Source organism: Plantactinospora endophytica, assembly GCF_016862915.1.
GTDB classification, from domain to species: Bacteria; Actinomycetota; Actinomycetes; order Mycobacteriales; family Micromonosporaceae; genus Plantactinospora; species Plantactinospora endophytica.
The window spans coordinates 14,714-40,081 of the sequence record NZ_BONW01000049.1; the positions used below are offsets into that span (position 1 = coordinate 14,714).

A 25,368-nucleotide genomic window follows, 5' to 3' on the forward strand; every position below is an offset into this window, starting at 1 on the left:
GGCCGCAGGGTCTCGCGGCTGCGGTCGGTGCTGGATTCAGATCTCGTCGATCAGGTCGGCGACCGAGGAGACGATCCGGGACGGCAGATAGGGATAGCGTTCCGCCTCGGCCCGGGTGCTGATCCCGGTCAGCACCAGCACGGTCTGCAACCCCGCCTCCAGCCCGCAGAGGATGTCGGTGTCCATCCGGTCACCGATCATCGCGGTCGTCTCGGAGTGCGCGTCGATGGTGTTCAGCGCCGAGCGCATCATCATCGGGTTGGGCTTGCCGACGAAGTACGGCTCCACCCCGGTCGCCTTCGAGATCATCGCCGCGACCGAACCGGCGGCCGGCAGCGCGCCCTCGGTGGACGGGCCGGTCGGGTCCGGGTTGGTGCAGATGAACCGGGCCCCGCCGTCGATCAGCCGGACCGCCTTGGTGATCGCCTCGAAGCTGTACGTCCGGGTCTCGCCCAGCACCACGTAGTCCGGCGCGAAGTCGGTGAGTACGTACCCGACGGCGTGCATCGCGGTGGTGAGCCCGGCCTCGCCGATCACGTACGCCGTGCCGCCGGGGCGCTGGTCGGCCAGGAACTGCGCGGTGGCCAGGGCGGCGGTCCAGATCGCGTGCTCGGGGACGTCGAAGCCCATCCGGTTCAGCCGGGCCTGGAGATCCCTGGCGGTGTAGATCGAGTTGTTGGTGAGGATCAGGAACGGCTTGCCCGAGGCGCGCAGCGCCCGGACGAACTCGGGCGCGCCGGGCACCGGCTGCCCCTCGTGCACCAGCACCCCGTCCATGTCGGTGAGCCAGCTCTCCACCGGCTTCCGGTCGCTCATGCCACCACTCCGCCGCGCGGCCTGGTCTCGTTCATCGCTCTCCTACCGGGGTGGTCGGTTCAGGGGCGCCGGGCCGGCTGGCAGCAGCCGGTCGGACAGGTGTCCCAGGCGGGCAGCGTACCCAGCCGGCGTCGCGCGGCAGTGTCCGCCGGGTTAAGCCGCTCGGTCACCAACTCCCGGACCATCGCCACGAACCTCGGGTCGGTGCCCGGGGTACCGGCCCGGACGTAGTCGAGGCCGAGTTGCTTGGCGGTCGCCGCCGCCTCGGTGTCCAGGTCCCAGACCACCTCCAGATGGTCGGAGACGAAGCCGATCGGGCTGACCACCACCGAGGTGACGCCGTCGGCCGCCAGCGCCCGCAGGTGGTCGTTGACGTCCGGCTCCAGCCACGGCACCTGGGGCGGGCCGGACCGGCTCTGCCAGACCAGGTCGTACGGGAGCCCGGGAGCCGCCCGCTCGGCCACCAGCGCGGCGGTCTCCCGCAACTGGGCCTCGTACCGGCCGCCCTGCGGCCCGGCGGAGGCGGCCATCGAGACCGGGATCGAGTGGGCGGTGAAGACCAGTCGGGTGCTGTCCCGTCGGCCCGGGTCGAGGGTGGCCAGCGCGTTGGCCACCGCGTCGGCGTGCGGCTCGACGAATCCGGGATGGTCCCAGTACTGCCGCAGCTTCTCGATCCTCGGCGCGTCCGGGCCCACCGCCGCCCGGGCGGTCGAGATGTCCTCCAGATACTGCCGGCAGGACGAGTAACCGCCGTACGCGCTGGTCACGAAGCCGAGGGCGGACCGGATCCCGTCGTCGCGCAACTGGGCCACGGTGTCGGCCAGCATCGGATGCCAGTTCCGGTTGCCCCAGTAGACCGGCAGGTCGAGCCCGTTCGCGGCGAAGTCGGCCCGGATCGCGGCGAGCAGGTCCCGGCACTGCTGGTTGATCGGCGACACGCCGCCGAAGTGCTGGTAGTGCTCGGCGACCTCGGCCAGCCGGTCCGGCGGCACGTTCCGCCCCCGGGTGACGTTGGCCAGGAACGGCAGGACGTCCTCCGGCCGTTCCGGGCCACCGAACGAGATCAGCACAACGGCGTCGTACGACATGTCCTCTATTCTTCCCGGCTCCGCCGCGCTGCCGGGCACGGCCCCGGGCCGGGGCCGGCGGAAGGGACGTCCCTCACACCGGGACGCTCACACCGGGGCGTTCACATCGCGGCGCCGAGCGCGTGGTAGCCGCCGTCGACGTGCACGATCTCGCCGGTGGTGGCCGGGAACCAGTCGGAGAGCAGGGCCAGGCAGGCCCGCGCCGCCGGCTCCTGGTCGGTCAACGACCAGCCCAGCGGCGACCGCTCGGTCCAGGCGTCCTCGAACTGCTGGAAGCCCGGGATCGACTTCGCCGCCATGGTGCGCAGCGGGCCGGCCGACACCAGGTTGCTGCGGATCCCCTTCTGGCCCAGGTGCAGCGCCAGGTAGCGGGAGGCGGACTCCAGCCCGGCCTTGGCGACGCCCATCCAGTCGTACACCGGCCACGCCTTGGTGGCGTCGAAGGTGAGCCCGACGACCGCGCCGCCCGGGCTCATCAGCGGCAGCGCGGCCACCGCGAGCGACTTGTAGGAGTACGTCGACACGTGCACCGCGGTCGCCACGTCCTCCCACGGCGCGTCGAGGAAGCCGCCGCCGAGGCAGCTCTGCGGCGCGAAGCCGATCGAGTGCACCACCCCGTCCAGCCCGTCGACGTGCTCCCGGACCCGGTCCGCCAGGCTGGCCAACTGCTCGGTGTTGGTGACGTCCAGCTCGATCACGGGCGCGGGCTCGGGCAGCCGCTTCGCGATCCGCTCGACCAGGGACATCCGACCGAAGCCGGTGAGTACCACGGTCGCGCCGTTCTCCTGGGCGAGCTTCGCCACCGAGAAGGCGATCGACTGATCGGTGATCACACCGGTGACGAGCAGCCGCTTGCCGGCCAGCAGTCCAGACACGTGAAGATCCTCCATACGCTCGTGGTCCCCCGCGTCCCGTGGCCGGTCCGGGTCCGTCCCGGCCGATCACGGCGCCTGGGCGATTGTGCCAGTCAAAGCCCCGGATCCGGGCCGGTCAGTGCCCCATGCCGAGGCCGCCGTCGACCGGGATGACCGCCCCGGAGACGTACCCGGCGGCGTCGGAGGCGAGCCAGGTCACCACCCCGGCCACCTCCTCCGGGCTGGCCATCCGGCCGGCCGGGATGGACTTGCGGATCTCCGCCTTGCGCTCCTCGGAAAGCACCGCCGTCATGTCGGTGTCGATGAACCCGGGCGCGACGACGTTGGCGGTGATGTTCCGGGCACCCAGCTCCCGGGTGATCGACCGGGCCACCCCGACCAGGCCGGCCTTGCTCGCCGCGTAGTTGACCTGGCCTGCGCCGCCGGCCAGGGCGACCACCGAGGAGACGAAGATCATGCGGCCCCAGCGGGCCCGGAGCATCTTGCCGGAGGCCCGCTTCGCGCACCGGAACGCGCCGGTCAGGTTGGCGTCGACGACCCGGGTGAACTGCTCCTCGGACATCCGCAGCAACAGCGTGTCGTCGGTGACGCCGGCGTTGGAGACCAGTACCTCGACCGGGCCCAGCTCCGCCTCGACGGCCGAGAACGCCTCGTCGACCTGGGCGCTGTCGGTGACGTCACACCGGACGCCGAAGAGGTCGGCCGGCGGGTTGCTGCCCCGGTGGGTGACCGCCACCCGGTCGCCCTGCTTGGCGAAGGCCTGCGCGACGGCGAGGCCGATCCCCCGGTTGCCTCCGGTCACCAGCACGGTTCGGGCCACGGGTGTCCTCCTTCTCCGACGGTACGGACGTGCGGGTTGGAGACTAGGCGCTACCGGCAGGTAATCCGTAACCCGGGTGGGGTGCTACCCAGGTACTACGGGCGGATCGTGCCACGGGGGCACGACGGGCGCCGGCCGACACCCGTACCCTGCCCTTGATGGAGAGCGGCACCGCTGGCGTACTGCGCATCGGACGGGACGACCTGCGCCGGCTGCTGGTCGGGGCGGACTTCCCGCCGTCCCCGCCGCCCGGTCCGCCCGGCAGGTGGCGGCGGCGCTGGCAGTACGCCCGGCCGTTCCTCGCGCCGCTGCTGATCTTCGCCCTGGTCGGCATCACCATCGCCGGCATCCAGTACCTGAGCGACACCCGGGGGCTGCCGGAGTGGGTGGCGATCCCGCTCGCCGTCGGCGGGACCCTGCCGGCGGTGCTGGCCCCGTTCCGTCCGCTGTTCGCCTGGCGGTTCGGCTACCCGCTGCTCTACCTCGGCACGATCGACGCGCTGCCGACCGAGTCCTGGCCGTGGAACCCCGTCCAGATCATCGCCTTCCTCTTCGTCCTGCTGGTGCTGGCCGCCCGGACCAGCGTCGGGATCGCCACCTGGGCCGGGCTGCTCAGCGTGCTGCCGGCGTACGTGTTCGTGCCGACGAAGGCGAACTCGCACGGCGTGGCAATCCTCTTCCTGGCCATCCTGATCGTCGGCGACCAGGTACGGCGGCGCCGGCAGAGCCAGCGGGCCCTGGCCGAGCAGGCCGAACGCAGCGAGCTGGAGCAGGCCCGCCGGGCGGTGCTGGAGGAACGCACCCGGATCGCCCGGGAGATGCACGACGTGGTGGCGCACCACATGTCGATGATCGCGGTGCAGGCGGAGACCGCGCCGTACCGGCTGACCGGGCTGCCCGAGCCGGCCCGCGACGAGTTCACCGCGATCGCCGGGTCGGCCCGGGAGGCGCTGGCCGACATGCGTCGGCTGCTCGGGGTGCTGCGCAGCGAGTCGGCCGCGCCGGAGACCGCGCCGCAGCCGGGGCTGGCCGACGTACCGGAGCTGGTCGAGGCGGCCCGCCGGGCCGGCATGGCGGTGACGGTCGCCACCGGACCGGAGCCGGCGGAGAGCCAGCCGGTGCCCGAGGCGGTCGGGCTGGCCGCGTACCGGATCATCCAGGAGGCCCTGGCCAACGCGGCCCGGCACGCGCCCGGCACGGCTGTCCGGGTGTCGTTGGACGCGGACGAGCGGGCGCTGATCATCGGCGTCTGGAACGACCCGGCGGCGGCCGGGTCCGGCGCCGGCCGGCCCGACGCCACCGCCGGGCCGGCCGGGCACGGGCTGACCGGGATGCGGGAACGGGCCCGGCTGCTCGGCGGGCGGCTGCGCGCCGGCCCGACCGACAACCAGGGGTACGCGGTCACCGCGCACCTGCCCTACGAGCCGGAGCCGACGCCCCCGGTGCCGCCGGACGGCGAGCCGAACGGAGGCACGTCCCGATGATCCGGGTGCTGATCGCCGACGACCAGGCGATGGTCCGGCAGGGCTTCGGTGCGCTGCTGGCCGCCCAGCCCGACCTGCTGGTGGTCGGCGACGCGGCGAACGGCGCCGAGGCGGTCACCGCCGCCCGCCGGCTCGACCCGGACGTGGTACTGATGGACATCCGGATGCCGGTACTCGACGGGCTGGCCGCGACCCGGCAACTCGTCGGCGACCGGCCGGAGTCGGACCGGCCCCGGGTGCTCATCCTGACCACCTTCGACCTCGACGACTACGTCTACGAGGCACTCCGGGCTGGCGCCAGCGGCTTCCTGCTCAAGGACGCCCCGGCGGCCGACCTGGTGCACGCGGTCCGGGTGGTCGCGGCCGGCGACGCGCTGCTGGCCCCGGCGGTGACCCGCCGGCTGATCGCCGAGTTCGCCGCCCGGCCCGGCCGGGACCGGCCCCGGCCGACCAGCCTGGCCGGACTCACCCCCCGGGAGACCGAGGTGCTGCGGCTGATCGCGCGGGGCCGTTCCAACGGCGAGATCGCCGCCGAGCTGGTGGTCGCCGAGCAGACCGTGAAGACCCACGTGGGGCGGATCCTCAGCAAGCTCGACCTGCGTGACCGGGCCCAGGCGGTCGTGGTCGCGTACGAGTCGGGGCTGGTCACCGCCGGGGACTAGGGAGTGTCCATCCGATCCCCGGGGCGGCAGCCGGCGGGTGGTGTCGGGCCGGTCGGCTGGTTCCCGGGTACCCCCGCGTAGTCCCCGGGTAGTCCGGGGGAAGCCGTTCCGTGGTGTGACGCGCCCACCCCCGCCGAGCACGCATCCTCTGCTCCGAAGGCGATCGGAGGGAGATCGGGATGGGCTGGCGGGGGACGGTACGGGGAGCGGTGGCGGGACTGCTCGCGCTGGGGCTGATGGTGCCGCCACCGGCCGGGGCGGCTCCGGTCACGGTCGGGGCGGCGGCGTTCGTCGAGGCGTACCCGACGGTGGCGGCGGCGATGCGCGCGGCCGGCGCGCCGTACGCCGACTGGGTCGCCGCCGGCCGGACCTTCCTGGCGTTCGACCCGTACGGCGACGGGCTGGCCGTGGAGGTGCTGGGCGACCTCGGCACCGCCGACCGGATCGCCGTGCTGGTGCCGGGGGTGGACAGCACACTGCGGAACTTCGACCGGGGACTGGGCGGCGTACGCCGACGTGCCCCGGCCGCCCAGGCCCGGGCGCTGTACGACGAACTGCACGCCGCCCGCCCCGACGCCCGGGTGGCGGTGCTGGCCTGGCTCGGCTACGACCCGCCGAACGGGATCGGCCGGGCGGCGGCCCGCTCGGAGACCGCCCGGAGCGGGGCGGACGCGCTTGTCGAACTGACCCGGACGCTGGCCCGGCACCGCCCCGACGCGACGGTGACGCTGATCGGGCACAGCTACGGCGCGCTGGTGGTCGGGCTGGCCGCACCCGGGCTGCCGCCGCAGGTCACCGACCTGGTGACGGTGGCCGGGATCGGGATGGGCGTCGACCGGGCCGCCGACCTCGGCTCCGCCGCCCGGGTCTGGGCCGCCGAGTCGCCGGACGACTGGATCCGCCGGCTGCCGCCGGTCCGGCTGCTCGGCTTCGGCCACGGCGTCCGGCCGGCGAGCCCGGAGTTCGGCGCCCGGCCGCTGCCGGTGACCGGGGTCGCCGGCCACGACGGCTACCTGGTGCCGGGCAGCACGACACTGCGGGCGACGGCCTCGGTAGTGCTCGGCATCCCGGAGCGAACCAACGACCGGAGCGTCCTCGGCAGCCCGGGGCCGGCCGACGACCAAAGCGTCCTCGGCAGCCCCGAGTCGGCCGGCGAGCGGACCGCGCCCGGCGTTCCCGGGTCGGCCGGCGAGCGGGTGGAGGCGGCCCGATGAGCGTCCTCGACCGGCGGCGGACCGACAGCGCAGCACCGGATACCTCCGCCCCGGCCGGCGGCGGTAGCCGGGACCGGGGCGTCGACGGGCTGCGGGCGTACGCGATCGGCGGGGTGGTGTTCGGGCACTGGCTGGTCACCGCCCTGGTACTCGGCCCGGACGGCGCACTGCGTACGGCGAGCCCACTGGCCGCGATGCCGGCGTTGGTACCGGTGACCTGGCTGCTCCAGACGCTCGGGCTGTTCTTCTTCGTCAGCGGGTACGCCTCGGCGCGGTCCTTCGGCACCGCCGCCGCCCGGGGGCTCGGAACGGCCGGATGGCTACGACGGCGGCTCGGCCGGCTGGGCGGGCCGGTGCTGTTCCTGGTCGGCGGCTGGCTGCTGGTGCTGGCCGTGGCAGCCCTGCTCGGCACCCCGGCCGGAACCCTGCGTACCGCCGCCACGCTGGTGGTCAGTCCACTGTGGTTCCTGCTGCCGCTGGTGGTGCTGATCGCGTGCACCGGTCCACTGCGCCGGGCCCTGCACCGGTACGGGCCGGTGCGGCTGGCCGTACCCGCCGTGGCGTTGGTCACGTTGAGCGACCTGGCCGGCCGGGTCGGCGACCCGTCAGGCTGGCCGGTGCCGCTGCCCGGTGACGGCGCGTGGCGGGTACCGGTGGCGGTGCTGGCCGGCTGGCTGCTGCCGTACCTGCTCGGGATGGCGCTCGCCGACGGTCGGCTCGGCGGTCGGCGTACCGCCGTCGGGCTGCTGCTCGGCGGTGCGGCCGGAATGGCGGTGCTGGGCTGGGCCGGCTATCCGCTGAGCGCGGTCGGGGTACCCGGGGACGGCATGTCCAACCTGGACCCGCCGTCGCTGTTCGCGGTCTGCCTGGCCCTTGCCCAGATCAGCGTGGCGCTGCTGGTCCGGCCGACGCTGGGCCGGGTGCTGGCCCGGCCGGCCCGGTGGGCACCGGTCCAGCGGCTCAACGCGGTGGCGGTCAGCGTCTACCTGTGGCACCAGAGCACCCTGCTCGGAGTGACCGCGCTGGCCGCGCTCGCGGCCCGGCTGGCCGACACCGGCGCCGTACCCGGGCTGCACACGGCGCCGGACGGGCCCGGCTGGGTGCTCGCCCGACTGGCCTGGCTGCCACTGCTGGCCCTGGTCCTGAGCGTGCTGGTCGGGCGGCGGCGACGCCCGCCGACGGTACCCGGACAGCGCCCGCCGGCCGGTCCGGACGGCGCCCCGAACGCCATGCACCGGTACGGACAGTGACGCTCGGAGACCTTCCGGAGCGTGCGTGGGGTCGGGGAGCCGACAGGTCGGGCCCGGATGGCCGACTGCGGCTCCCCGGCCCCACGGGTGTACGATGACTCGCGTTCGAGGTCCGGTCGACAGATGGAGGTGATCGCTGTGCGAAATAGCGATCCTCCTAGTCGTGGCCGGGTCCTTGGTCAGTCCGCCTGAGCCGTGACCTGCTCCGCCGACTGACCCAGTTCCGCTCCACACCGCGTCCCGGGCCGCTCCGGCACTCTGCCGGCGTGCCTGCCCGGCTGTGCGTTCCGACGGCTGTCGCCGAGCCGAGTGTGTGGAGCTTCCGGCCACGACTTCGTGTGCGCGTCCACTGATCCCCAGCCGCCCCGCCCGGCCCTGCGCCGGCCCGGGACGGCTCAGTCGCCACCCGGAGAGCAGAATCATGCAGCGTTACGTCGCCCCCGTGGGCTTCACCCTCGCCGCGGCCTGGGTCGTGGTGGTCTTCATCCTGGTCCGCGCCACCCCGTGACGACCGCCGACCCCGCCGAACCGGCGTATCCGCACGGTCGTCGCACCGCAGGTACCCGGTCGGGCCGGTAGCCACCGGCACCGACCGGGTAGATCCGCACGCCTTCTCTCCCGGCCCGCCGACCGAAGCAGGCGCGGGCCGGTCGTCAGACCAGGCGGGACGTCCAGAGCAGGCTCATCCCGGCCGCGCAGAGCGCGAAGAGCAGCGCGATCCCGGCGTACCACTGGGTGATCTCCCGGGCCTCGGTGCGGAACCCGATCGAACTGCCCATGTCCTGGTAGACCTGCTTCAACTCGCTGACCGAGGCCGCCTCGTAGAAGAAGCCCTGCGTCGTCTCGGCGAGTTCGGCCAGGGCCAGCCGGTCGACCGGTACCCGTTGCACCTGGCCGCCGATGTCGACCTGGCCGGAGTCGGTGCCGAACGCGATGGTCGAGACCGGCACGTTCGCCGCCTGCGCCGCCGCACCCGCCTCCTCGATCGAGCGCCCCGCCGTGCGGTAGCCGTCCGACAGCAGCACGATCCGGGCCGGCGGGATGCCCTGTGCGCCGTCCGCCGGCACCGACCGGATCGCCTCCAGACAGGTGAAGACCGCCTCGCCGGTCGCGGTCGCCTCGGCCAGCACCAGCCCGTCGATGGCCTGGGTCACCGCCGGGCGGTCCTTGCCCGGCGGCACCAGCACGTTGGCGGACTTGGCGAAGGCGACCAGCCCGAGGTTGTAGGTCGGCGGCAGTTCCGCGACGAACTGCTTCGCCGCCTCCTGGGCCGCCTCCAGCCGGTTCGGCGCCACGTCGTCGGCCTCCATCGACAGCGACACGTCGATCGCCAGCATGATGGTGGCCCGCTCCAGCGGCTCCTTGATGTCGACCGCCGGCCGGGCCATCCCGGTCGCCAGCACCAGCAGGCTGAGCAGCATCACCCCGGCCGCCGCGTGCCGGCGCCAGCCGATCCCCTTCGGCGCGAGGGTACGCAGCAGCTCGACGTTGGTGAACCGCATCGCGTACGTGCGGCGGTGCAGTTGCCGCCAGACGTACGCCCCGGCGAGCAGCAGCACCGGCAGCACCGCCAGCAGCCACCACGGTTGCAGAAAACGGATCATCGTGTCGTCCCCCGGGTACGGGCGTGTCGCTGCGCGGCGACGAAGCGCACCATGTCCAGCAGCCAGTCGGAGTCGGTACGCAGTCGCAGGTGTGCCGCACCGGCGGCACGCAGCTCGTGGGCTATCGCGGCGCGCTGGGCCGCCGCCGCTTCGGCGTAACGGCGCCGCAGCCGTGGATCGGCGGTCTGCACCTCGTGCAGCTCGCCGGTCTCGGGGTCGACGACGGGCAGCACCCCGACGTCCGGCAACTCCAGCTCACGCGGGTCGACCACCTCGACCGCGAGCACCTCGTGCCGAACCCCGAGCTTGCGGACCGGGCGTCCCCACTGGGCCGGCGGAGCCAGGAAGTCGGAGATCACCACCGCCATCCCGCGTCGCCGGGGCGGCCGGTTCAGCGCGTCCACCAGCAGACCCAGGTCGGTACGCCCGGGCCGGGTCGGCGTACCTGCGATGGTCCGGAGCAGCCCCTGCGCCTCCTTCCGCCCCGGCCGGGCCGGCAGCCGCAGCACGCCCGGCGGCGTGGCCGGCGACGCGGTCCTACCGTCCCGGTGCGGGCCGGTACCGATCACCGCACCGATCCGGTTGCCGCCGCGCACGGTCAGGTGGGCGATCGCCGCCGCCGCCGCGATCACGAGTTCCCGCTTGAGCCAGCGGCCGGTGCCGAAGTCGAGGCTGGCCGAGAGGTCCACCGCCAGCCAGGTCTCCAGTTCCCGGTCGGCGACCGTACGCCGGACGTGCGGCACGGTGGTCCGTGCGGTGACCGGCCAGTCCATCCGGCGTACGTCGTCGCCGGGGCGGTACTCCCGGGACTCCCCCGCCTCGGTGCCGGGCCCCGGCAGCAGCCCGAGGTAGTCGCCCTGGAGCAGCCCGTCGAGTTTGCGGGTGACGAGCAACTGCAACCGGGAGAGTACGGCGTCCGCCCGGGCCGGGCTGGTGTCGGGCACCGACATCATGCGGGCGGGCGCCCGGGCCACGCCGGGCCGGCCGCCGGCACCCCGGACGCCGGACCGAGCACGGTTCCCGGGGCGGCGCCGTTCGGTGGCACCGGGCTGGCGTTCTGCCGGGGGGCGACCGAGGGCAGCGGGATGGTGGACATCACCCGGTCGACGACGTGGTCGGCGGGGATGTTGTCGGCGAGTGCGTCGTAGCTGAGTACCAGCCGGTGCCGCAGGATGTCCGGGGCGATGTCCTGCACGTCCTGCGGCAGCGCGTAGTCACGACCACGCATCAGCGCGAGTGCCCGGGTGGCCCGGACGATGCCGAGCGAGGCGCGCGGGCTGGCGCCGTACTGGATGAGCTGGGCGACGTCCGGCATGCCGTGCTCGGCCGGCGCCCGGGTGGCCAGCACCAGGCGTACGGCGTAGTCGACCAGGGCGTTGTGCACGAAGACCTTGTCGGCCTTCTGTTGCAGCCCGACGAGTTCGAGCGGGGTGAAGACCGAGGACGGCTCGGGGGCGCTGACCCCCATCCGGTAGACGATCTCGCGCTCCTCGGCGTCGGTGGGATAGCCGACGATGATCTTCATCAGGAAGCGGTCCCGCTGCGCCTCGGGCAGCGGGTAGACGCCCTCCTGCTCGATCGGGTTCTGGGTGGCCATCACCAGGAACGGGTTCGGCACCCGGTGGGTCTGGCCGCCGATCGACACCTGCTGCTCGGACATCACTTCCAGCAGCGCCGACTGCACCTTGGCCGGGGCCCGGTTGATCTCGTCGGCGAGCAGGAAGTTCACGAAGACCGGGCCGAGTTCGACGTCGAACTTCTCGCTCGACTGCCGGTAGATCCGGGTGCCGACGATGTCCGCGGGTACGAGGTCCGGAGTGAACTGGACCCGGGCGAAGGTGCCGCCGACCACCCGGGCCAGGGTCTCCACCGCGAGCGTCTTGGCCACCCCCGGCACCCCTTCGAGCAGGCAGTGCCCCCGGGCCAGCAGGGCGACGAACATCCGCTCGACCATCCGGTCCTGCCCGACGATCACCCGCTTGACCTCGAAGAGGGCGCGTTCCAGCAGGGTGGCGTCCTCGGCCGGGGTGCTGCCCACGGTGGGGACGGCACCGCCGACGTCGGGCGGGGTCGGAGTGTCGGGCGTCGTCGGCTGGGCCACCGGTCCTCCACAGCAGGGTCACGGGATCAACGGGGTCGGCGCGGAGCCGACGCCCCCAAGCGTCGCACGTCCGGCTGAGAGACCGCGAAGGGAGAACCGGATTTGCCGTTCCATGCCGTGCATTTGCGGCTCGCGGAGACGCGCAATCCGCGAAACGGTCGAGGGTGGGTAGACATAGAGGGGTTTTCTCTGTGTAATATGCAGCGAATCGCCGGGCGGCTCCCCCCGTGGCCGCCCGGCGATCTTCTCCCCCGGCTCCGGTCGCGGGCGGCAGGCTCCGATCCTGCGCGCCCTGGTCCAACCGCCGCCGACGTAGACTCGCCGCCGTGAGCAACGGGTCCCCAGTCGCAGACACCGCACCGCTGGCCGCCGACCCACCGCTGATCTGCTCGGCCCGGGGCTGCCGGGCGTCGGCCGTCTGGGCCCTGCACTGGAACAACCCCCGGCTGCACACCCCGGAGCGGCGCAAGACCTGGCTCGCCTGTGCCGAGCACCGGCAGTCGCTCGGCGACTTCCTCGGCGCGCGCGGGTTCCTTCGCGAGGTAACACCCGCCGGGGGATCGCCTACGCTCGACACGTGAGCGAGCGAGGCGGCGACAGCGAGCACCGCGAAGAGCCGACCGGCGAACCGGCGGCCGGACAACCCACCGTCGAGCCGACGGATCCGCTGGAGCCGTGGCCGGAAACCGTACGCTGGCAGCCGGTCTCCCCGGACCTGGTCAAGGTGGAGGCCGTCCGGCTCGGCATCGGGGTGCTGGTCCTCGTCGTCGGTCTCGGGCTCGGCCTCGCGTTCACCGGCCACTGGTTCTTCGGTGTCGTGCTCGGCGCGGTGGTGCTGCTGACCGCCTGGCGGCTCACGGTGATCGTCCGGGCCGTCCGCGCCTGGGGGTACGCCGAACGCGACCACGACCTGCTCGTCCGGCACGGCCTGCTGGTCCGCCGGCTGTCGATCGTGCCGTACGCCCGGATGCAGTTCGTGGACGTCACCGCCGGTCCGCTGGAACGCGCCTTCGACCTGGCCACCGTGCAACTGCACACCGCTGCGGCGGCCAGCGACGCCCGGGTACCCGGGCTGCGTCCGGCCGAGGCGTCCCGGCTGCGCGACCGGCTCACCGCGCTCGGCGAGGACCGGGCGGAGGGTCTGTGACTCCCGAGGACGTCGCCGAGCCACGCCAGCGGCTGCACCCGTTGAGCCCGCTGCTGCACGGGGCGAAGTCGCTGGTGGTGATCGTCGCCGCGCTCTCCTGGTCCACCCTGTCCCGGGTCGGCCTCGGCTTCTTCACCCTGCTGGTGGCGGTACTGCTGGTCGGGGCGCTGGCGCTCTCGGTGGTCAGTTGGTACAACACCGGCTACCACGTGGTGGGGCGGGAGCTGCGGATCCACGAGGGGCTGCTGTGGCGGCGTACCCGGGCGATCCCGTTGGAGCGGTTGCAGTCGGTGGAGGTGGTCCGGCCACTGCTGGCCCAGCTCAGCGGGCTCGCGGAACTGCGCCTCGAGGTGGTCGGCGGCGGCAAGACGGAGGCGCCGCTGGCGTACGTGACGGTGGCCGACGCGGTGGCGCTGCGGGAACGCCTGCTGACACTGGCCGGCCGGGCACCCGCCGCCGCGCCGGAGACCCTCGGTGCGGCGCCGGCCACCGGTCCGGTACCGCCGGGGCAGGTCGGCGGGCCGGTGCCGGGGCAGCCGGGCGTTCCCGGGCTACCCGGGCTCGCCGCACCGCCGGCCGGCCGGGACCTGCACGCGGTGTCCAACCGCGACCTGCTGGTCAGTCAGCTCCTCACGCCGCAGGCGTTCCTGTTGCCGTTCGGCGTCGCGTTCGTGCTGGTGCAGTTCTTCACCGAGGGCTCCTGGTCGTTCATCGCGGTCGCCAGCACGCTGACCGCGATGGCCGGGGTGGTGTTGCAGCCGATCCGGCGGGTGCTGGACGACTGGAGTTTCCGGCTGGCCCGCGACGAGTCCGCGCTCCGGGTCCGGCACGGGCTGCTGGAGACCCGCGCGCAGACGGTGCCGCTGGACCGGCTACAGGCGATCGGGGTCACCTGGCCGCTGCTGTGGCGGATGAAGGGCTGGCTGCGGATGCGGCTGTCGGTCGCCGGGCTCGCCAGCGGCGAGTTGGACGACCGCAGCCACCCGGACCGGCTGCTGCCGGTCGGCGACCTGGCCACCGCGCAGATGATCATGTCGGAGGTACTCCCCGGGGTGGCGATCACCGGCACCCTCACCCCGCCGCCGGCCCGGGCCCGCTGGGTGCACCCGCTGGCCCGTACGGCCCTCGGGGCGGGACTCTCCGCGCGGGTCTTCGCGGTCCGCTCGGGGCTGCTGACCCGGGAACTCCTCGTCGTGCCGTACGCCCGGATCCAGAGCGTACGGGTGGTGCAGGGCCCGTTGCAGCGGCGGCTGCGGCTGGCCACCGTCTACGCGGACACGGCCGGCGGCCCGGGCGCGGCGGCCCGGGACCGCGACCTGCACGAGGCGTGGGCGCTGGCGGCGGAGTTGACCGCCCGCGCCCGGGCCGCCCGGGTCAGCGGCCCGCGCTGACGCTCCGCGCCGCACCCTCGGGCCCGGCGGCACCGTCGGTCCCGGCGGCGGTGCCGGACTCGGTGGCACTCTCGGATTCGGCGGCGGTGTCGGGCTCGGTCGGGCGGCGGCGGGCCTTGCGCGCCGCCCACCAGCGCTCGGCGAGGCCGACGACCAGGAAGGTCAGCCCGACGTACGCCCAGCCGACCAGTACGTCGATCACGTAGTGCTCGCCCGCGTAGACCAGGGTGAAGGTCATCGCCAGCGGATAGCAGAGCAGCAGCGGCCACCAGCGACGCCGGGTCGCGCCGAGGAAGAAGACCACCACGAAGAGTGCCCAGGCGGTGTGCAGCGAAGGCATCGCGGCGACCGGGTTGGAGGCGATCTGACCGGCGTTGAGCAGGTTGCCGGCGCCGTGCATGCCGAACTCCCGCCAGCCCCGGGTGGAGATCCGGGCGACGTCCTCCAACATCCCGTACTGGGCGGCCCACCACGGCGGCGCGGCCGGGTAGATGAAGTAGGTGACCAGGCCACTGGCGCAGAGGAAGCCCCAGCGGCGCATGAACGCGCCCCACTGGGACCGGGAGCGCAGCCAGAGCACCACCGCGGCGGTCAGGGTAACCACGAAGTGTGAAAAGTAGACCCAGCTCACCCCGACGTCCCACCAGTGGATGCCGTCCGGGTCGTAGAGGTGCTGCTGGAGCCAGATGGTCGGCACCTGGCCGTCCATCGCCCAGCCGAACATCCACTTGTCGGCGGCGATCAGCTCCATGGCGTGCGGGGTCGCCCCGTTGTCCGCGAACCCCCGGGAGAGGTTGTACGCGGCCAGCAGCAGTACCACCGGCAGCCAGTCGCGGGCGAAGCCGAGGTGGGTCCGCCAGGGCCGGTCACTGCGCCAGGCGATGGTGGCGGCCCAGAGCCAGGCGAAGGCGTACAGCGGGTCGGTGGGTAGGCCGATCAGCAGCCAGGCGGCGACGAAGGCCACCGCCCAGATCGACATGGCGACGAACCGGCGGCGGCGCTGGCCGTCCGGGGCGGCCGGACCGGGCGGCGGCGCGGGCGGGGTGTCGGTGACGGTAACGAGCATCGCCGTCCAGGTTAACGGCGGCCGTACGGCGCACTCCGGGAGGGACGACGGCTCGCCGGCCCGGGAGGCATGGTGATCGGACGCAACTAGCAACTCGCTTGCTAGCGTAGCAATCGAGTTGCTAGTGTCCCGGCCATGTCGGTCTCCCGGATCCTGCTCGGTTTGCTCGAACCGCACTCCCAGCACGGCTACGTGCTGCGCCGCCGCTACGACGAGTGGTTCGGCAACAGCCGCCCGCTCAAGTCGGCCCAGGTCTACGCCACCCTCGGCCGGCTCGACCGGGACGGGCTGATCGACCTGACCGGGGTGGCGAGCGGGGTCGGCCCGGACCGCCGGGTCTACGCCATCACCGAGGCGGGCGTCGGCGAACTCGACCGCTGGCTCGACGAGCCGGAGGTGCCCGAGGTGACGAGCAGCCGCCGGGTGCTCTTCGCCAAGGTGCTGATCGCACTCTCCAGCGGCCGGCCCGCCGAGCCGATGCTCGACCGGCAGCGGCACGCGCACCTGGACCGGATGCGTGAGCTGCGCGCCCAGCGGCAGGCCGGCGACCTGCTGACGCAGCTCGACGCCGACTTCGAGATGTACCACCTCGACGCCGACCTCAAGTGGATCGACGGCGCCGCCGCCCGGCTCGCCCGGCTGGCCGCGCTGGTGTCCCGCGTCGACGACGCGGAGAAGGAGTCCCGATGACCACCCAGGGCAGCAAGATGACCCTCCAGGGCAGCGACCTGGCCGTCCGGTTCGGCCGGACCGTCGCACTGGACGGCGCCGACGTGACCATCTCCCCCGGCGAGATCGTCGCGATCATGGGACCGTCCGGCTCAGGCAAGTCGACCCTGCTGCATGTGCTCGCCGGCATCCTCCGCCCCGCGCACGGCGAGGTACGCCTCGACGCGCAGCGCATCGACAACCTCTCCGACAGCCGGCGCAGCAGCCTGCGGCTCCGCTCGTTCGGCTTCGTGCTCCAGTTCGGCGACCTGGTGCCGGAGCTGTCCCTGCGGGAGAACGTGGAGCTGCCGTTGCGGCTGCTCGGCCGGCCCCGGGCCGAGGCTCGGCGCCGAGGCGCCGAACTCCTCGGGCACCTGGCCGTCGCCGAGCTGGCCGACCGGCGCCCGGGGCAGGTCTCCGGCGGCGAGGCACAGCGCGCCGCCGTCGCCCGGGCACTGGCGCACAAGCCGTCGGTGATCTTCGCCGACGAGCCGACCGGGGCGCTGGACAGCGTGGCCGGCGAGGTGGTGCTGGACGCGCTCACCGGACTGGCCCGCAAGGAGGGCAGCTCGGTCGTGATGGTCACCCACGAGGCGCGGGTCGCGGCGTACGCGGACCGGACCGTCTTCCTCCGCGACGGGCGGGTGGCCGCGTGAACGCACAGCACGGGCCGAGCCGGACGGAGGGGGTGCAGTCATGAGGCGGTGGATCTGGCTCGGGCTGCGGCTGTCGATCGGCTCCGGGCGTGGCGGGGTACTGCGTACCGCGTTGATGTCGTCGGGGGCGGCGCTCGGGGTGTTGCTGGTGCTGGCGTCGCTGGCCGTGGTCTCGGTCGCCGGGGCGCAGCACGAGCGGGCCGAGGCGCGTACCCCGGTACGGCAGGAACAGCCGGCCGACCCGTCGGCACTGCGGGTGTACGACATCGAGGACGTGGTCGGCGGTCGGGTGCTCCGGCGTACCGCCGTGACGGGCGGCGACGCGACCAGCCCGCGCCCGCCCGGGGTGGCCGTGTTGCCCGCGCCCGGGGAGATGGTGGTGTCACCGGCCCTACGCGACCTGCTCGCCACCGACCCCCGCGCGGCGGGCCGACTCCCGCAGCGGGTGATCGGCACGGTCGACCCGGCCGGCCTGCTCGCCCCGGACGAACTGCTGGCCTACGTCGGCGCGCCGAGCGCACCGGTGGCGCCGGAGGACCGGATGCTCGACGAGCACTGGCCGGTCACCGGCTTCGGCCATCCGCTGGGCTACGCGCTCGGGCTGGGGGCCGGACCGGACGTCTTCACCCCGGCCCGGATCCTGGCCGGCGCCTTCGGGCTCTTCGTGCTGGTGCCGTTCGGCGTCTTCCTGGCCACCTGCGCCCGGCTCTCCGCCTCCACCCGGGACCGCCGGATCGCCGCGCTGCGACTGCTCGGCGTCTCGGCCCGGCAGGCGACCCTGGTCAACGCGGTCGAGACCGGGGTGGTCACGCTCGGCGGCGCGCTGCTCGGCCTGGCCCTCTTCGCCGTCCTCGCCCCGCTGTCGGAGGGCTGGCGGATCGGCCGGCTGCACTGGTACGCCGCCGACCTCGGCGTACCGGTGCCGCTGGTCGTCGGCATGGTCGCGGTGACCGTGGCGTACGCGGTCGTCATCGGCGTACTCGCCACCCGCCCGGCCCGGGTCAACCCGCTGGCCGTACGCCGGGACGCGCCCAGCAGCCGCCCCGGCGTCTGGCGACTGCTGCCACTGCTGGCCGGACTCGGCGGGGCGGTGCTGGCCGGCTGGTCCGGTCGACACGAACCCAGCCAGCGGGACGCCCTGGTCTTCGCCCTCTCGATGCTGCTCACCGGGCTGGCCCTGCCACTCGCCCTACCCACCCTCGGGTACGCCGCCGCCGCGCTGGTCGCCCGACTACCGGGTACCCCGGTCTGGCTGGAACTGGCCACCGCCCGGCTGCGGCACGCGCCCGGGGTGGCGCCCCGGCTGGTCGCCGCCTTCACCGTGATGATCTACGTCGCCGGGATGGGCTCGCTCGGCGTCAGCCTGATCGCCGACGACCGTGGCCTCAGCCCCACCAACGACCCGGGCGCACGCCGGATGTACCAGGTCCTCGGCCCGGGGCCGGTCCCCGCCGCCGAACTGCGGCAGGTCCCCGGCGTGCAGGTGGTCGACCTGGTCAGCGTGCCGGCGACCGTCTCCGGCGAACGGGACTATCTGATCGTCGGCGACTGCGCGGACTTCACCGGCATGTTCACGCTCGATCCCGGAGAATCCTGCGTGGACGGCCGGACCTACCGGCTGGTGCACCAGTTTTCGTTCGGCGGGGCACCACTGCCGGAGCCGGGCGCCGAGGTGGTCGCGCAGTCTGGCACCCGGATCCCGGTGCCGGAGCAGATCCTGCACCTGGGCATACGTTTCGACGTGAGCATGAGTGGCCGGCTGCTGGTCACCCGGCAGGCGCCGGTCACCGCCGCGCTGGATGTCCCACCGTCCTCGTCGGTGCATCTGGTGACGAACGACCGGGCCACCGCCGACCGGGCCGCCCAGGTGGTGGCCGCCCAGGTGCCGACCCGCTACCTCCAGGGCGACCTCGGCGCCCGGCGCGGGTTCGACGCGGAACTGCTGGTGACGCTGCTGGTCGCCGGGCTCACCCTGAGCTTCGTGCTCGGCATCGGGGCGTTCGCCGCCGCCGCGATCGACCGCACGGTCGAACGGCGCCGCGACAACGCCACGCTGGCCGTGGTGGGCACCAGCCCGCGCACCATCACCGCCGGGGAGGTCGGATTCGGCATCCTGCCGCTGGTGATCGGGCTCGGCCTGGCCAGCCTGGCCACGATCACCATCGCGGCCGTGCTGGCCGGCCTGTTCGACGTCGACCGAGCGCAGGTGTTCGGCCGGATCGCGCCGACGCTGTGGCTGGCCGGCGGGGCGCTCGCGGTCGGGCTGGTGCTGATCGCCGTACCGGCCTGGCTGACCCAGCGGATCACCGCCGAACAGCTCCGCCGGCCCTGACCCGGGCGAGGCGATCGGGGGCAGCCGGTATCCGGGAGCGATTCAGCCCCGGATACCGGCTGGGTCGCTGCTACCGGCGGGCCGCCGGCACCGGCTCGGCCGGCGACGGGTGTCCGGCTCGGAGACTGTCGAGCTGCCCCGCTTGTGCACCCACAACGGCCGCCGGTCCGGCCGCACTCACCTGGACACCGAAGGCGTAACCGATCGGTCGTAGCGCATCTGGTGTCCAGGTGACCGGACATGGGCGGCCCCGCTGTGCACCATCCTGATGCAGGGTGGTCGGTTCAGAGCACCGGCAGGTCGGTTCCGATCTTGGCCAGGCTCTCCCGGCCGCAATAGAGGACGGCCCGAACAGCCGCCCACGAGACGGTTGGGGCACGACGACAGCGCTCGTTGTCCCGGGCGATCTTCGAGATCAGCACCAGCCGTTGCTGGGCCTCCTCCAGCCGGCTCTGCCGCTCCAACAGGGTCTGCTGTGCCGCCGCCAACTCCTCCTTCAGCCGCTCGATCTGCTGAGCCGTGGTCGGCGGCGGGTCCGGTTCGGGATCGCTGGCGAACGAGCGGATCAGCAACAGATTCCCCTCCTCGGTCGACTGGCCGGGGGCTGCCACCGGGACGCCGGAGGACTTGAGGCAAGACCGGCAGCAGCCCTCGACTTCGATGGCGTCCCGCCCGACCGCCTGGCTGGCCACCCGGGTAGGAGCCCTGCCCGAACCTTACCTCGACTGGTCTACCTACGTCTAGGTACGTAGATGGACGGCAAGCATCGTATGGGAACGGCTTAGCGTCCGAAGCATGGGGCCAGACGACGAGATCGACCACGCGGGGCCGGTGCCGCCGTACCGGCAGCTCGCCGCGATCCTGGCCGCGCGAATCAAGCGTGGCGACTGGCACCCGGACCGCGCGATCCCGTCGGAAGCTCAGCTCGTTGGCACCTACGGACTGGCCCGTGCGACGGTCCGCAGGGCGATCGCCCTGCTGGTCGAACAGGACGTCGTCTACGTCGTGCCACAGCGCGGCACCTTCGTCCGGGGCCGGTAGCCGGGAAACACCTGGTCACGTACCGTCTCGACGGGGCCTTGGAGCGGGCCGGCCGTGGACTGTCCGATAGCCGTCCGGCGTGTCGTCGCGTGTCGGCGATAGCGGTCGGCCGAACATCTACGCTTTGCTGATGGATCAGGAACACCCGGCCGAACAGGCGCCGGAGTCAGCGTCGGACGAATCGACGCAACCGCAGGTCAGCGCTGCGGCACCCGAGTCACGCGCAGCCGCAGCCGAGTCACGCGCGGCTGCGCCCGAGCCGCAGAGCGTCTTCCCGCCGGGTCTGACCGCCCGGGTCGAGCTGACCGTCACCGACGTCGACACCGCGCAGGCGGTCGGCTCCGGCGACGTGCCGGTACTGGGTACGCCCAGGGTGCTGGCGCTGGCCGAGGCGGCCACCGTCGCCGCCACCGCGAGCCGGCTGCCGGCCGGGATGACCACGGTCGGAATGCGGGTCGAACTCGACCACCGGGTGCCGACGCCGGTCGGCCGGACCGCCGTGGCGCAGGCCCGGCTCGCCAAGGTCGACGGGCGGCGGCTGCTCTTCGAGGTGGCCGTCACCGAGGGCGCGACGACGGTGGCCGAGGGCCGGGTCGAACGGGTACTGGTGGACCGGCACCGCTTCGTCGAGCGGGCGCAGCAGGGCCCGGCATGACCGCCACCGTGGGCGTCGCCTTCACCGAGATCGCCGACCGGGTGTACGTGCTGCGCCAGCCGCTGCTCGACGTCAACGTGACCCTGGTGGTCGGCGACGGCGGTGCACTGGTGGTGGACACCCTCTCCACCGCCGGCCAGGCCGCCGAACTGCTCGCCGCCGTCCGGGGGCTCACCACCGACCCGCTGGTCGTGGTCAACACGCACCACCATTTCGACCACTGCTTCGGCAACGCGGCACTGGCCGCCGCCGGCCCGGTCGCGATCTACGCGCACGAGGAGACCGCCCGGCTGCTCCGTGAACAGCCCGCACTGGTGCGCCGGCAGGCGTACGACGAGGTGTTGCCGGCCGATCCCGGGCTCGCCGCCGAGCTGGCCCGGACCACGGTCCTCGCCCCCACCCATCCGGTACGCCAGGAGGCCAGCCTCGACGTCGGCGGCCGGGCGGTACTGCTGCGCCACCTCGGCCGGGGGCACACCGAGGGCGACCTGGTGGTGCAGGTGCCGGACGCCGACGTACTGGTCGCCGGTGACCTGATCGAGCAGAGCGGCCCGCCGGCCTTCGAGGACGCGTTCCCGCTGGAGTGGGTGGAGACGGTCGCCGAACTGCTGCGCTGCCTCACCCCGGGCACGGTGGTCGTCCCCGGCCACGGCACGGTGGTCGACACCGAGTTCGTCCGGGTCCAGCACGACGACCTGGCCACGATGAGCTGGCTGATCCGCAACGGGGACGCCGACCGGGCCCCCGCCGAGCGGGTCGCCCAGCGCACCCCGTTCGGCCCGGAGGCCGGCCTCGCCGCCGTCCAGCGCGGGTACGCCGAACTGCGCGGCGACGCCTAGCGACCAGGACGACCCGACGGGGTGGGGTGTGGTCGGGTCGGTAGCGTTGTCCCATGTCGAAGATCCTGGTGACCGGCATGTCGGGAACGGGCAAGTCGTCGGCGCTCACCGAACTCGGCCGACTCGGTTATCGCGTCGTGGACACCGACGATCCGGGCTGGCGCGAGTATCGCGAGTACGTCGAGCCCGTTGACGAGGTGCACCGCGGGGAGTGGCTCTGGGTCGAGGAGAGGATCACCGGGCTGCTGGACTCCGATGACGGTCGCTCACTCTTCGTCCAGGGGTGCGTGCGGAACCAGTCGGGGTTCTACGGCCGTTTCGACGCGGTCGTCCTGCTCAGCGCCCCTGCTGACGTAATCCTCGACCGGGTCGACCGCAGAACGACGAACGACTACGGGAAGACGCCGTTGGAACGGCAGATGATCTTGGCTGACCTGGCCGAGGTCGAACCCTTGCTCAGAGCGGGTTGCACGCACGAGTTGGATGCCAGCCGACCACTCGACGAGGTCGTCGCCGATTTGGTCGCGATCGCGTCGCACCCGGTGACGACGTCCTAGCGGACACTCCGTCCGGGGTTCGCTCGTCGTCCTGCCCACGTACCCGAATCGCCTCTCTCAGTCGGGAAAGCGGGCGGCGACCTCCGCCCGGGTCGGCATCGAGACCGCGCCGCCGGGCGACTCGCAGACCAGCCCGGCGACCCGGAGCGCGTAGCCGACCCGGTCGGACCAGCCGGCCAGATCGGCCGGCAGCCCGTCGGCGAGCAGGTCGGCGATCAGGGCCGCCATCACCGAGTCGCCGGCTCCGGTGGCGTCGACGGCCCGCACGACCGGCGCCGGCAGGCGTACCGGAGCGGGGTCGGCGGCGGTCGAGACCAGCGCGCCGCGCGAGCCGAGGGTGACCACGACGGTGCTGGCGCCGAGGTCGTGCAGGCGGCCGGCGGCGGCCTCGGGGTCGTTGTCGCCGTAGAGCACCTCCGCGTCGACCAGGCTCAGCTTGACCAGGTCGGCGGTGGCGACGAACTCGGCCACCACCTCCCGTAGCCCGGCCACCGCAGCCAGGTCCGGCAGCAGCCGGGGCCGGACGTTCGGGTCGAAGACCCGCAGGCCGGTGGCGAGCGTCCAGGCCCGACGGGCGGCGGCCAGCACCGGCGGGCAGAGCAGCACGATCGAGCCGGCGTAGAGCACCGAGGCGCCCTCGACCAGGGGTACGTCGAGATCGTCCGGCCCGAGCAGCCCATAGGAGAGCGGCTCGCCGTAGAACCGGAAGTCCGGTTCCGCCCCGGCGAAGGTGGCCACCGCCAGCGCGGTCGGTACGGGCCGGACCACCGTGCCCCGCCGGCCCACCCCGGCGCCGGTCAGGAAGTCGGCGATCCGGTCGGCGAGTACGTCGTCGCCGAGCGAGCCGGCGAACTCCACCTCGGCGCCGAGCCGGGCCGCTCCGACGGCCACGTTCAGCGGCGCGCCGCCGATCGCCTGCCGGTAGACGGGCTGCCCGTCGTACTTGCCGTCGAGCAGGTCGACGAGAGCCTCGCCGAGCACCACCGCATATCCCATTCGGTCCCTCCCGACCCGCACCGCCGCCCGTACCGGCCGAGCCGGTCGGTTCTCCGTAACCCCTGAACCCTGGCACACCGCCGGTTCCGTCGTACCCACCGGGCAGACTGCGGTGCCATGACGAACAGGCACGAGACCGTTTCGGAGTACTGGGCCGCCTGCGAGGCACGGGACTGGAAGCGCGTCGGCCGACTGCTCGCCGACGACGTGGTCTACGACCTGCCGCAGACCCGGGAGCGGATCCTCGGCCGCGACGCGTTCCTCCGGTTCAACATCGAATATCCGGGCGACTGGCACGTGACGGTCGAGCGGGTGGTGGCCGAGGGCGCGCACGCGGCGTCCTGGATCCGGGTCGGCTACGAGGGCAAGGAGTTGCCGGCGCTCTCCTTCTTCGAGTTCGGCGACACCGGGCCGGTCGTCCGGATCACCGAGTTCTGGCCGGAGCCGTACGACCCGCCGACCGGCCGGGAGCACCTGACCGAGCGGTACTGAGCACGCTCGGCAAGCCTCACCGAACAGCCGGTCGAGTCGGGGTCGGCCGGACGTCCGACCCCGACACCCGTCGATCCGACCGGAAACATTTCATCGAGGGTTTCCTATTGCCTCACGGGCAGGTTCCGTGATGCGATTGCCCGTACCGAGCCAGTGCGGGGGCTGACGCGCTGTGCCGGGTGCCGGCAAGGGGCCACGCGAAGGGCACACATCCGTGATCGGACTGTGCGCCGTGCCGCCCGTCTGCCGTCCGGCAGGACACCAGCCCACCACCTCTGGCGGGGCAGACCGGCGATACCGCAACCAGTGTCGGAAGCGGGCGCCCGCCGTGTCGCGGGTCCCCCGCAGATCGTCCGCAGCGTCGGTTACCAGCTGCGACACTGCCCCCAGAAGGAGAAACTCGGTGAAACGTCTACGCAGGATCGCGGTGCTCGGCGCCGTGGCCGCGCTCACCGCCGGTGTGATCACGGTGGTCAATCCCACTCCGGTCGTCGCGCACGGTGCCGCCATGGCGCCGGGCAGCCGTACCTTCCTCTGCTGGAAGGACGGGCTCAGCCCGCAGGGCGACATCAGGCCGAACAACCCGGCCTGCGCGGCCGCGGTCGCGCAGAGCGGAGCCAACTCGCTCTACAACTGGTTCAGCGTGCTGCGCTCCGACGCGGCCGGCCGGACCACCGGCTTCGTCCCGGACGGGCAGTTGTGCAGCGGCGGCAACAGCAGCTTCAGCGGCTACAACCTGGCCCGCAACGACTGGCCGCTGACCCACCTGACCGCCGGCGGCAACTTCAACTTCAAGTACAGCAACTGGGCCCACCACCCCGGCACGTTCTACTTCTACGTGACCCGGGACGGGTTCAGCCCGACCAGCGCGCTGACCTGGAGCAACCTGGAGTCGACGCCGTTCCTGACGGTGACCAACCCGCCCCAGCAGGGCTCGGTGGGCAGCAACGAGGGCCACTACTACTTCAGCGGGCGACTGCCGACCGGCAAGAGCGGCCGGCACATCATCTACTCCCGCTGGGTCCGCTCGGACAGTGCCGAGAACTTCTTCGGCTGCTCCGACGTGGTCTTCGACGGCGGCAACGGCGAGGTGACCGGGGTCGGCTCGGGCAGTGGCAACCCGACCAACCCGCCCACCAACAACCCCACCAACCCGCCCACGAGCAACCCGACCAACCCGCCGACCAGCAACCCGGGTACCGGCGCCTGCACCGCGGCGTACCGGTCGACCGGTAGCTGGAGCGGCGGCTTCCAGGCCGAGGTGACGGTCCGGAACAGCGGTACCGCCGCGATCAGCGGCTGGACCGCCCGCTGGACCTGGGCGAACGGCGAGACCATCGGCAGCCTGTGGAACGGCACGCACAGCCAGAGCGGGAGTACGGTGACCGTCCGGAACGTCTCGCACAACGGCAGTCTCGCCCCGGGTGCGTCTGCCACCTTCGGTTTCGTCGGCAGCGGCAACACCAGCGGCACACCGACGCTGACCTGCACCAGCCCGTAGGCACCACCGCAAAACGCGACGGGCCCGGTGCCGGCGGCACCGGGCCCGTTCGCTGCGTGCAGGAGGTTTCCCG

26 protein-coding genes are annotated in these 25,368 nt (G+C 73.2%); 16 read left to right on the top strand and 10 right to left on the bottom strand.

Features of this window, described 5'->3' with window-relative positions; translation table 11 throughout:
- Positions 1-36: 36 nt before the first annotated feature.
- The 4 genes from Pen02_RS38870 to fabG form a co-directional block, all read right to left on the bottom strand.
- Complete coding sequence (locus Pen02_RS38870; protein WP_203871214.1) at positions 37-816, bottom strand: HAD-IIA family hydrolase; 780 nt, start codon at positions 814-816, stop codon at positions 37-39.
- Positions 817-875: 59 nt separating this feature from the next.
- Entirely contained in the window at positions 876-1,904 is a 1,029-nt protein-coding gene (locus tag Pen02_RS38875) for a ferrochelatase (protein WP_203871215.1), read from the bottom strand.
- A gap of 101 nt (positions 1,905-2,005) precedes the next feature.
- Entirely contained in the window at positions 2,006-2,779 is a 774-nt protein-coding gene (fabI, locus tag Pen02_RS38880; RefSeq protein WP_203871216.1) for an enoyl-ACP reductase FabI, read from the bottom strand.
- 115 nt (positions 2,780-2,894) lie between these two features.
- Entirely contained in the window at positions 2,895-3,599 is a 705-nt protein-coding gene (gene fabG, locus Pen02_RS38885) for a 3-oxoacyl-ACP reductase FabG (protein ID WP_203871217.1), read from the bottom strand.
- 158 nt (positions 3,600-3,757) lie between these two features.
- Between fabG and Pen02_RS38890 the strand changes: the two genes are divergently transcribed.
- The 4 genes from Pen02_RS38890 (at position 3,758) to Pen02_RS38905 (ending at position 8,209) form a co-directional block, all read left to right on the top strand.
- Positions 3,758-5,083, top strand: a complete 1,326-nt coding sequence (locus Pen02_RS38890) for a sensor histidine kinase (RefSeq protein WP_203871218.1) — start codon at positions 3,758-3,760, stop codon at positions 5,081-5,083.
- On the top strand, positions 5,080-5,745 hold the full coding sequence (locus Pen02_RS38895) for a response regulator (protein WP_203871219.1): 666 nt from the start codon (positions 5,080-5,082) through the stop codon (positions 5,743-5,745). Before Pen02_RS38890 ends, Pen02_RS38895 begins: the two co-directional genes overlap by 4 nt.
- Before the next feature lie 179 nt (positions 5,746-5,924).
- Positions 5,925-6,959 carry an alpha/beta hydrolase gene (locus tag Pen02_RS38900; RefSeq protein ID WP_203871220.1) on the top strand — a complete coding sequence of 345 codons (1,035 nt, stop codon included), beginning with the start codon at positions 5,925-5,927 and terminating at the stop codon, positions 6,957-6,959.
- On the top strand, positions 6,956-8,209 hold the full coding sequence (locus Pen02_RS38905; RefSeq protein WP_203871221.1) for an acyltransferase family protein: 1,254 nt from the start codon (positions 6,956-6,958) through the stop codon (positions 8,207-8,209). Before Pen02_RS38900 ends, Pen02_RS38905 begins: the two co-directional genes overlap by 4 nt.
- A gap of 653 nt (positions 8,210-8,862) precedes the next feature.
- On the opposite strand, the gene Pen02_RS38910 is transcribed toward Pen02_RS38905, so the two are convergent.
- From Pen02_RS38910 to Pen02_RS38920, 3 genes are read right to left on the bottom strand one after another with little or no spacing between them, the layout of a single operon-like run.
- Complete coding sequence (locus Pen02_RS38910; protein WP_203871222.1) at positions 8,863-9,813, bottom strand: VWA domain-containing protein; 951 nt, start codon at positions 9,811-9,813, stop codon at positions 8,863-8,865.
- Positions 9,810-10,766, bottom strand: a complete 957-nt coding sequence (locus tag Pen02_RS38915; RefSeq protein ID WP_203871223.1) for a DUF58 domain-containing protein — start codon at positions 10,764-10,766, stop codon at positions 9,810-9,812. Before Pen02_RS38915 ends, Pen02_RS38910 begins: the two co-directional genes overlap by 4 nt.
- Positions 10,763-11,914 (bottom strand): AAA family ATPase, encoded by a 1,152-nt coding sequence (locus Pen02_RS38920; RefSeq protein ID WP_203871224.1) that lies wholly within the window; start codon positions 11,912-11,914, stop codon positions 10,763-10,765. Before Pen02_RS38920 ends, Pen02_RS38915 begins: the two co-directional genes overlap by 4 nt.
- 326 nt (positions 11,915-12,240) lie before the next feature.
- Between Pen02_RS38920 and Pen02_RS38925 the strand changes: the two genes are divergently transcribed.
- Genes Pen02_RS38925 through Pen02_RS38935 form a run of 3 tightly spaced genes read left to right on the top strand, consistent with a single transcriptional unit; the run spans position 12,241 to position 14,452 of the window.
- Positions 12,241-12,495 carry a hypothetical protein gene (locus tag Pen02_RS38925; protein ID WP_239141977.1) on the top strand — a complete coding sequence of 85 codons (255 nt, stop codon included), beginning with the start codon at positions 12,241-12,243 and terminating at the stop codon, positions 12,493-12,495.
- Positions 12,492-13,061: a PH domain-containing protein gene (locus Pen02_RS38930; protein ID WP_203871225.1), complete on the top strand. Its 570-nt coding sequence runs from the start codon at positions 12,492-12,494 to the stop codon at positions 13,059-13,061. The genes Pen02_RS38925 and Pen02_RS38930 overlap by 4 nt, the downstream gene beginning before the upstream one ends.
- Entirely contained in the window at positions 13,058-14,452 is a 1,395-nt protein-coding gene (locus Pen02_RS38935; protein ID WP_203871226.1) for a PH domain-containing protein, read from the top strand. Before Pen02_RS38930 ends, Pen02_RS38935 begins: the two co-directional genes overlap by 4 nt.
- Here the strand turns inward: Pen02_RS38935 and Pen02_RS38940 are convergent.
- Positions 14,436-15,518: a phosphatase PAP2 family protein gene (locus Pen02_RS38940; protein WP_203871227.1), complete on the bottom strand. Its 1,083-nt coding sequence runs from the start codon at positions 15,516-15,518 to the stop codon at positions 14,436-14,438. The two genes, Pen02_RS38935 and Pen02_RS38940, sit on opposite strands and share 17 nt — an antisense overlap.
- A 135-nt stretch (positions 15,519-15,653) precedes the next feature.
- Here Pen02_RS38940 and Pen02_RS38945 point away from each other — a divergent pair, with 135 nt between their 5' ends.
- The 3 genes from Pen02_RS38945 to Pen02_RS38955 are packed head-to-tail and all read left to right on the top strand — an operon-like array spanning position 15,654 to position 19,214.
- Complete coding sequence (locus tag Pen02_RS38945; protein WP_203871228.1) at positions 15,654-16,208, top strand: PadR family transcriptional regulator; 555 nt, start codon at positions 15,654-15,656, stop codon at positions 16,206-16,208.
- The gene (locus tag Pen02_RS38950) at positions 16,205-16,882 is read left to right on the top strand and encodes an ABC transporter ATP-binding protein (protein ID WP_203871229.1); all 678 of its coding nucleotides are present in this window, start codon (positions 16,205-16,207) and stop codon (positions 16,880-16,882) included. The genes Pen02_RS38945 and Pen02_RS38950 overlap by 4 nt, the downstream gene beginning before the upstream one ends.
- A gap of 40 nt (positions 16,883-16,922) precedes the next feature.
- Positions 16,923-19,214, top strand: coding sequence for an FtsX-like permease family protein (locus Pen02_RS38955; protein ID WP_203871230.1), 2,292 nt, complete (start codon positions 16,923-16,925; stop codon positions 19,212-19,214).
- A gap of 284 nt (positions 19,215-19,498) precedes the next feature.
- Here Pen02_RS38955 and Pen02_RS38960 read toward each other — a convergent pair whose 3' ends face one another.
- Positions 19,499-19,906 carry a hypothetical protein gene (locus Pen02_RS38960; RefSeq protein ID WP_203871231.1) on the bottom strand — a complete coding sequence of 136 codons (408 nt, stop codon included), beginning with the start codon at positions 19,904-19,906 and terminating at the stop codon, positions 19,499-19,501.
- A gap of 103 nt (positions 19,907-20,009) precedes the next feature.
- Here Pen02_RS38960 and Pen02_RS38965 point away from each other — a divergent pair, with 103 nt between their 5' ends.
- From Pen02_RS38965 to Pen02_RS38980, 4 genes are all read left to right on the top strand, one after another.
- Complete coding sequence (locus tag Pen02_RS38965; RefSeq protein WP_203871232.1) at positions 20,010-20,255, top strand: GntR family transcriptional regulator; 246 nt, start codon at positions 20,010-20,012, stop codon at positions 20,253-20,255.
- Between the two features lie 283 nt (positions 20,256-20,538).
- A complete protein-coding gene (locus tag Pen02_RS38970) occupies positions 20,539-20,910 on the top strand; it encodes a thioesterase family protein (protein ID WP_203871302.1) in 372 nt (123 codons plus the stop codon).
- An 8-nt stretch (positions 20,911-20,918) separates the two neighbouring features.
- Complete coding sequence (locus Pen02_RS38975; protein ID WP_203871303.1) at positions 20,919-21,749, top strand: MBL fold metallo-hydrolase; 831 nt, start codon at positions 20,919-20,921, stop codon at positions 21,747-21,749.
- A gap of 53 nt (positions 21,750-21,802) precedes the next feature.
- Positions 21,803-22,306 (top strand): ATP-binding protein, encoded by a 504-nt coding sequence (locus Pen02_RS38980; RefSeq protein ID WP_239141978.1) that lies wholly within the window; start codon positions 21,803-21,805, stop codon positions 22,304-22,306.
- Between the two features lie 57 nt (positions 22,307-22,363).
- Here the strand turns inward: Pen02_RS38980 and Pen02_RS38985 are convergent, their stop codons facing one another.
- Positions 22,364-23,302 (bottom strand): carbohydrate kinase family protein, encoded by a 939-nt coding sequence (locus tag Pen02_RS38985; RefSeq protein WP_203871233.1) that lies wholly within the window; start codon positions 23,300-23,302, stop codon positions 22,364-22,366.
- Between the two features lie 117 nt (positions 23,303-23,419).
- Between Pen02_RS38985 and Pen02_RS38990 the strand changes: the two genes are divergently transcribed.
- Together Pen02_RS38990 and Pen02_RS38995 are read left to right on the top strand one after the other, a co-directional pair.
- Entirely contained in the window at positions 23,420-23,794 is a 375-nt protein-coding gene (locus tag Pen02_RS38990) for a nuclear transport factor 2 family protein (protein WP_203871234.1), read from the top strand.
- A 403-nt stretch (positions 23,795-24,197) separates the two neighbouring features.
- On the top strand, positions 24,198-25,295 hold the full coding sequence (locus Pen02_RS38995; RefSeq protein WP_372445758.1) for a lytic polysaccharide monooxygenase: 1,098 nt from the start codon (positions 24,198-24,200) through the stop codon (positions 25,293-25,295).
- Positions 25,296-25,368 lie beyond the last annotated feature (73 nt).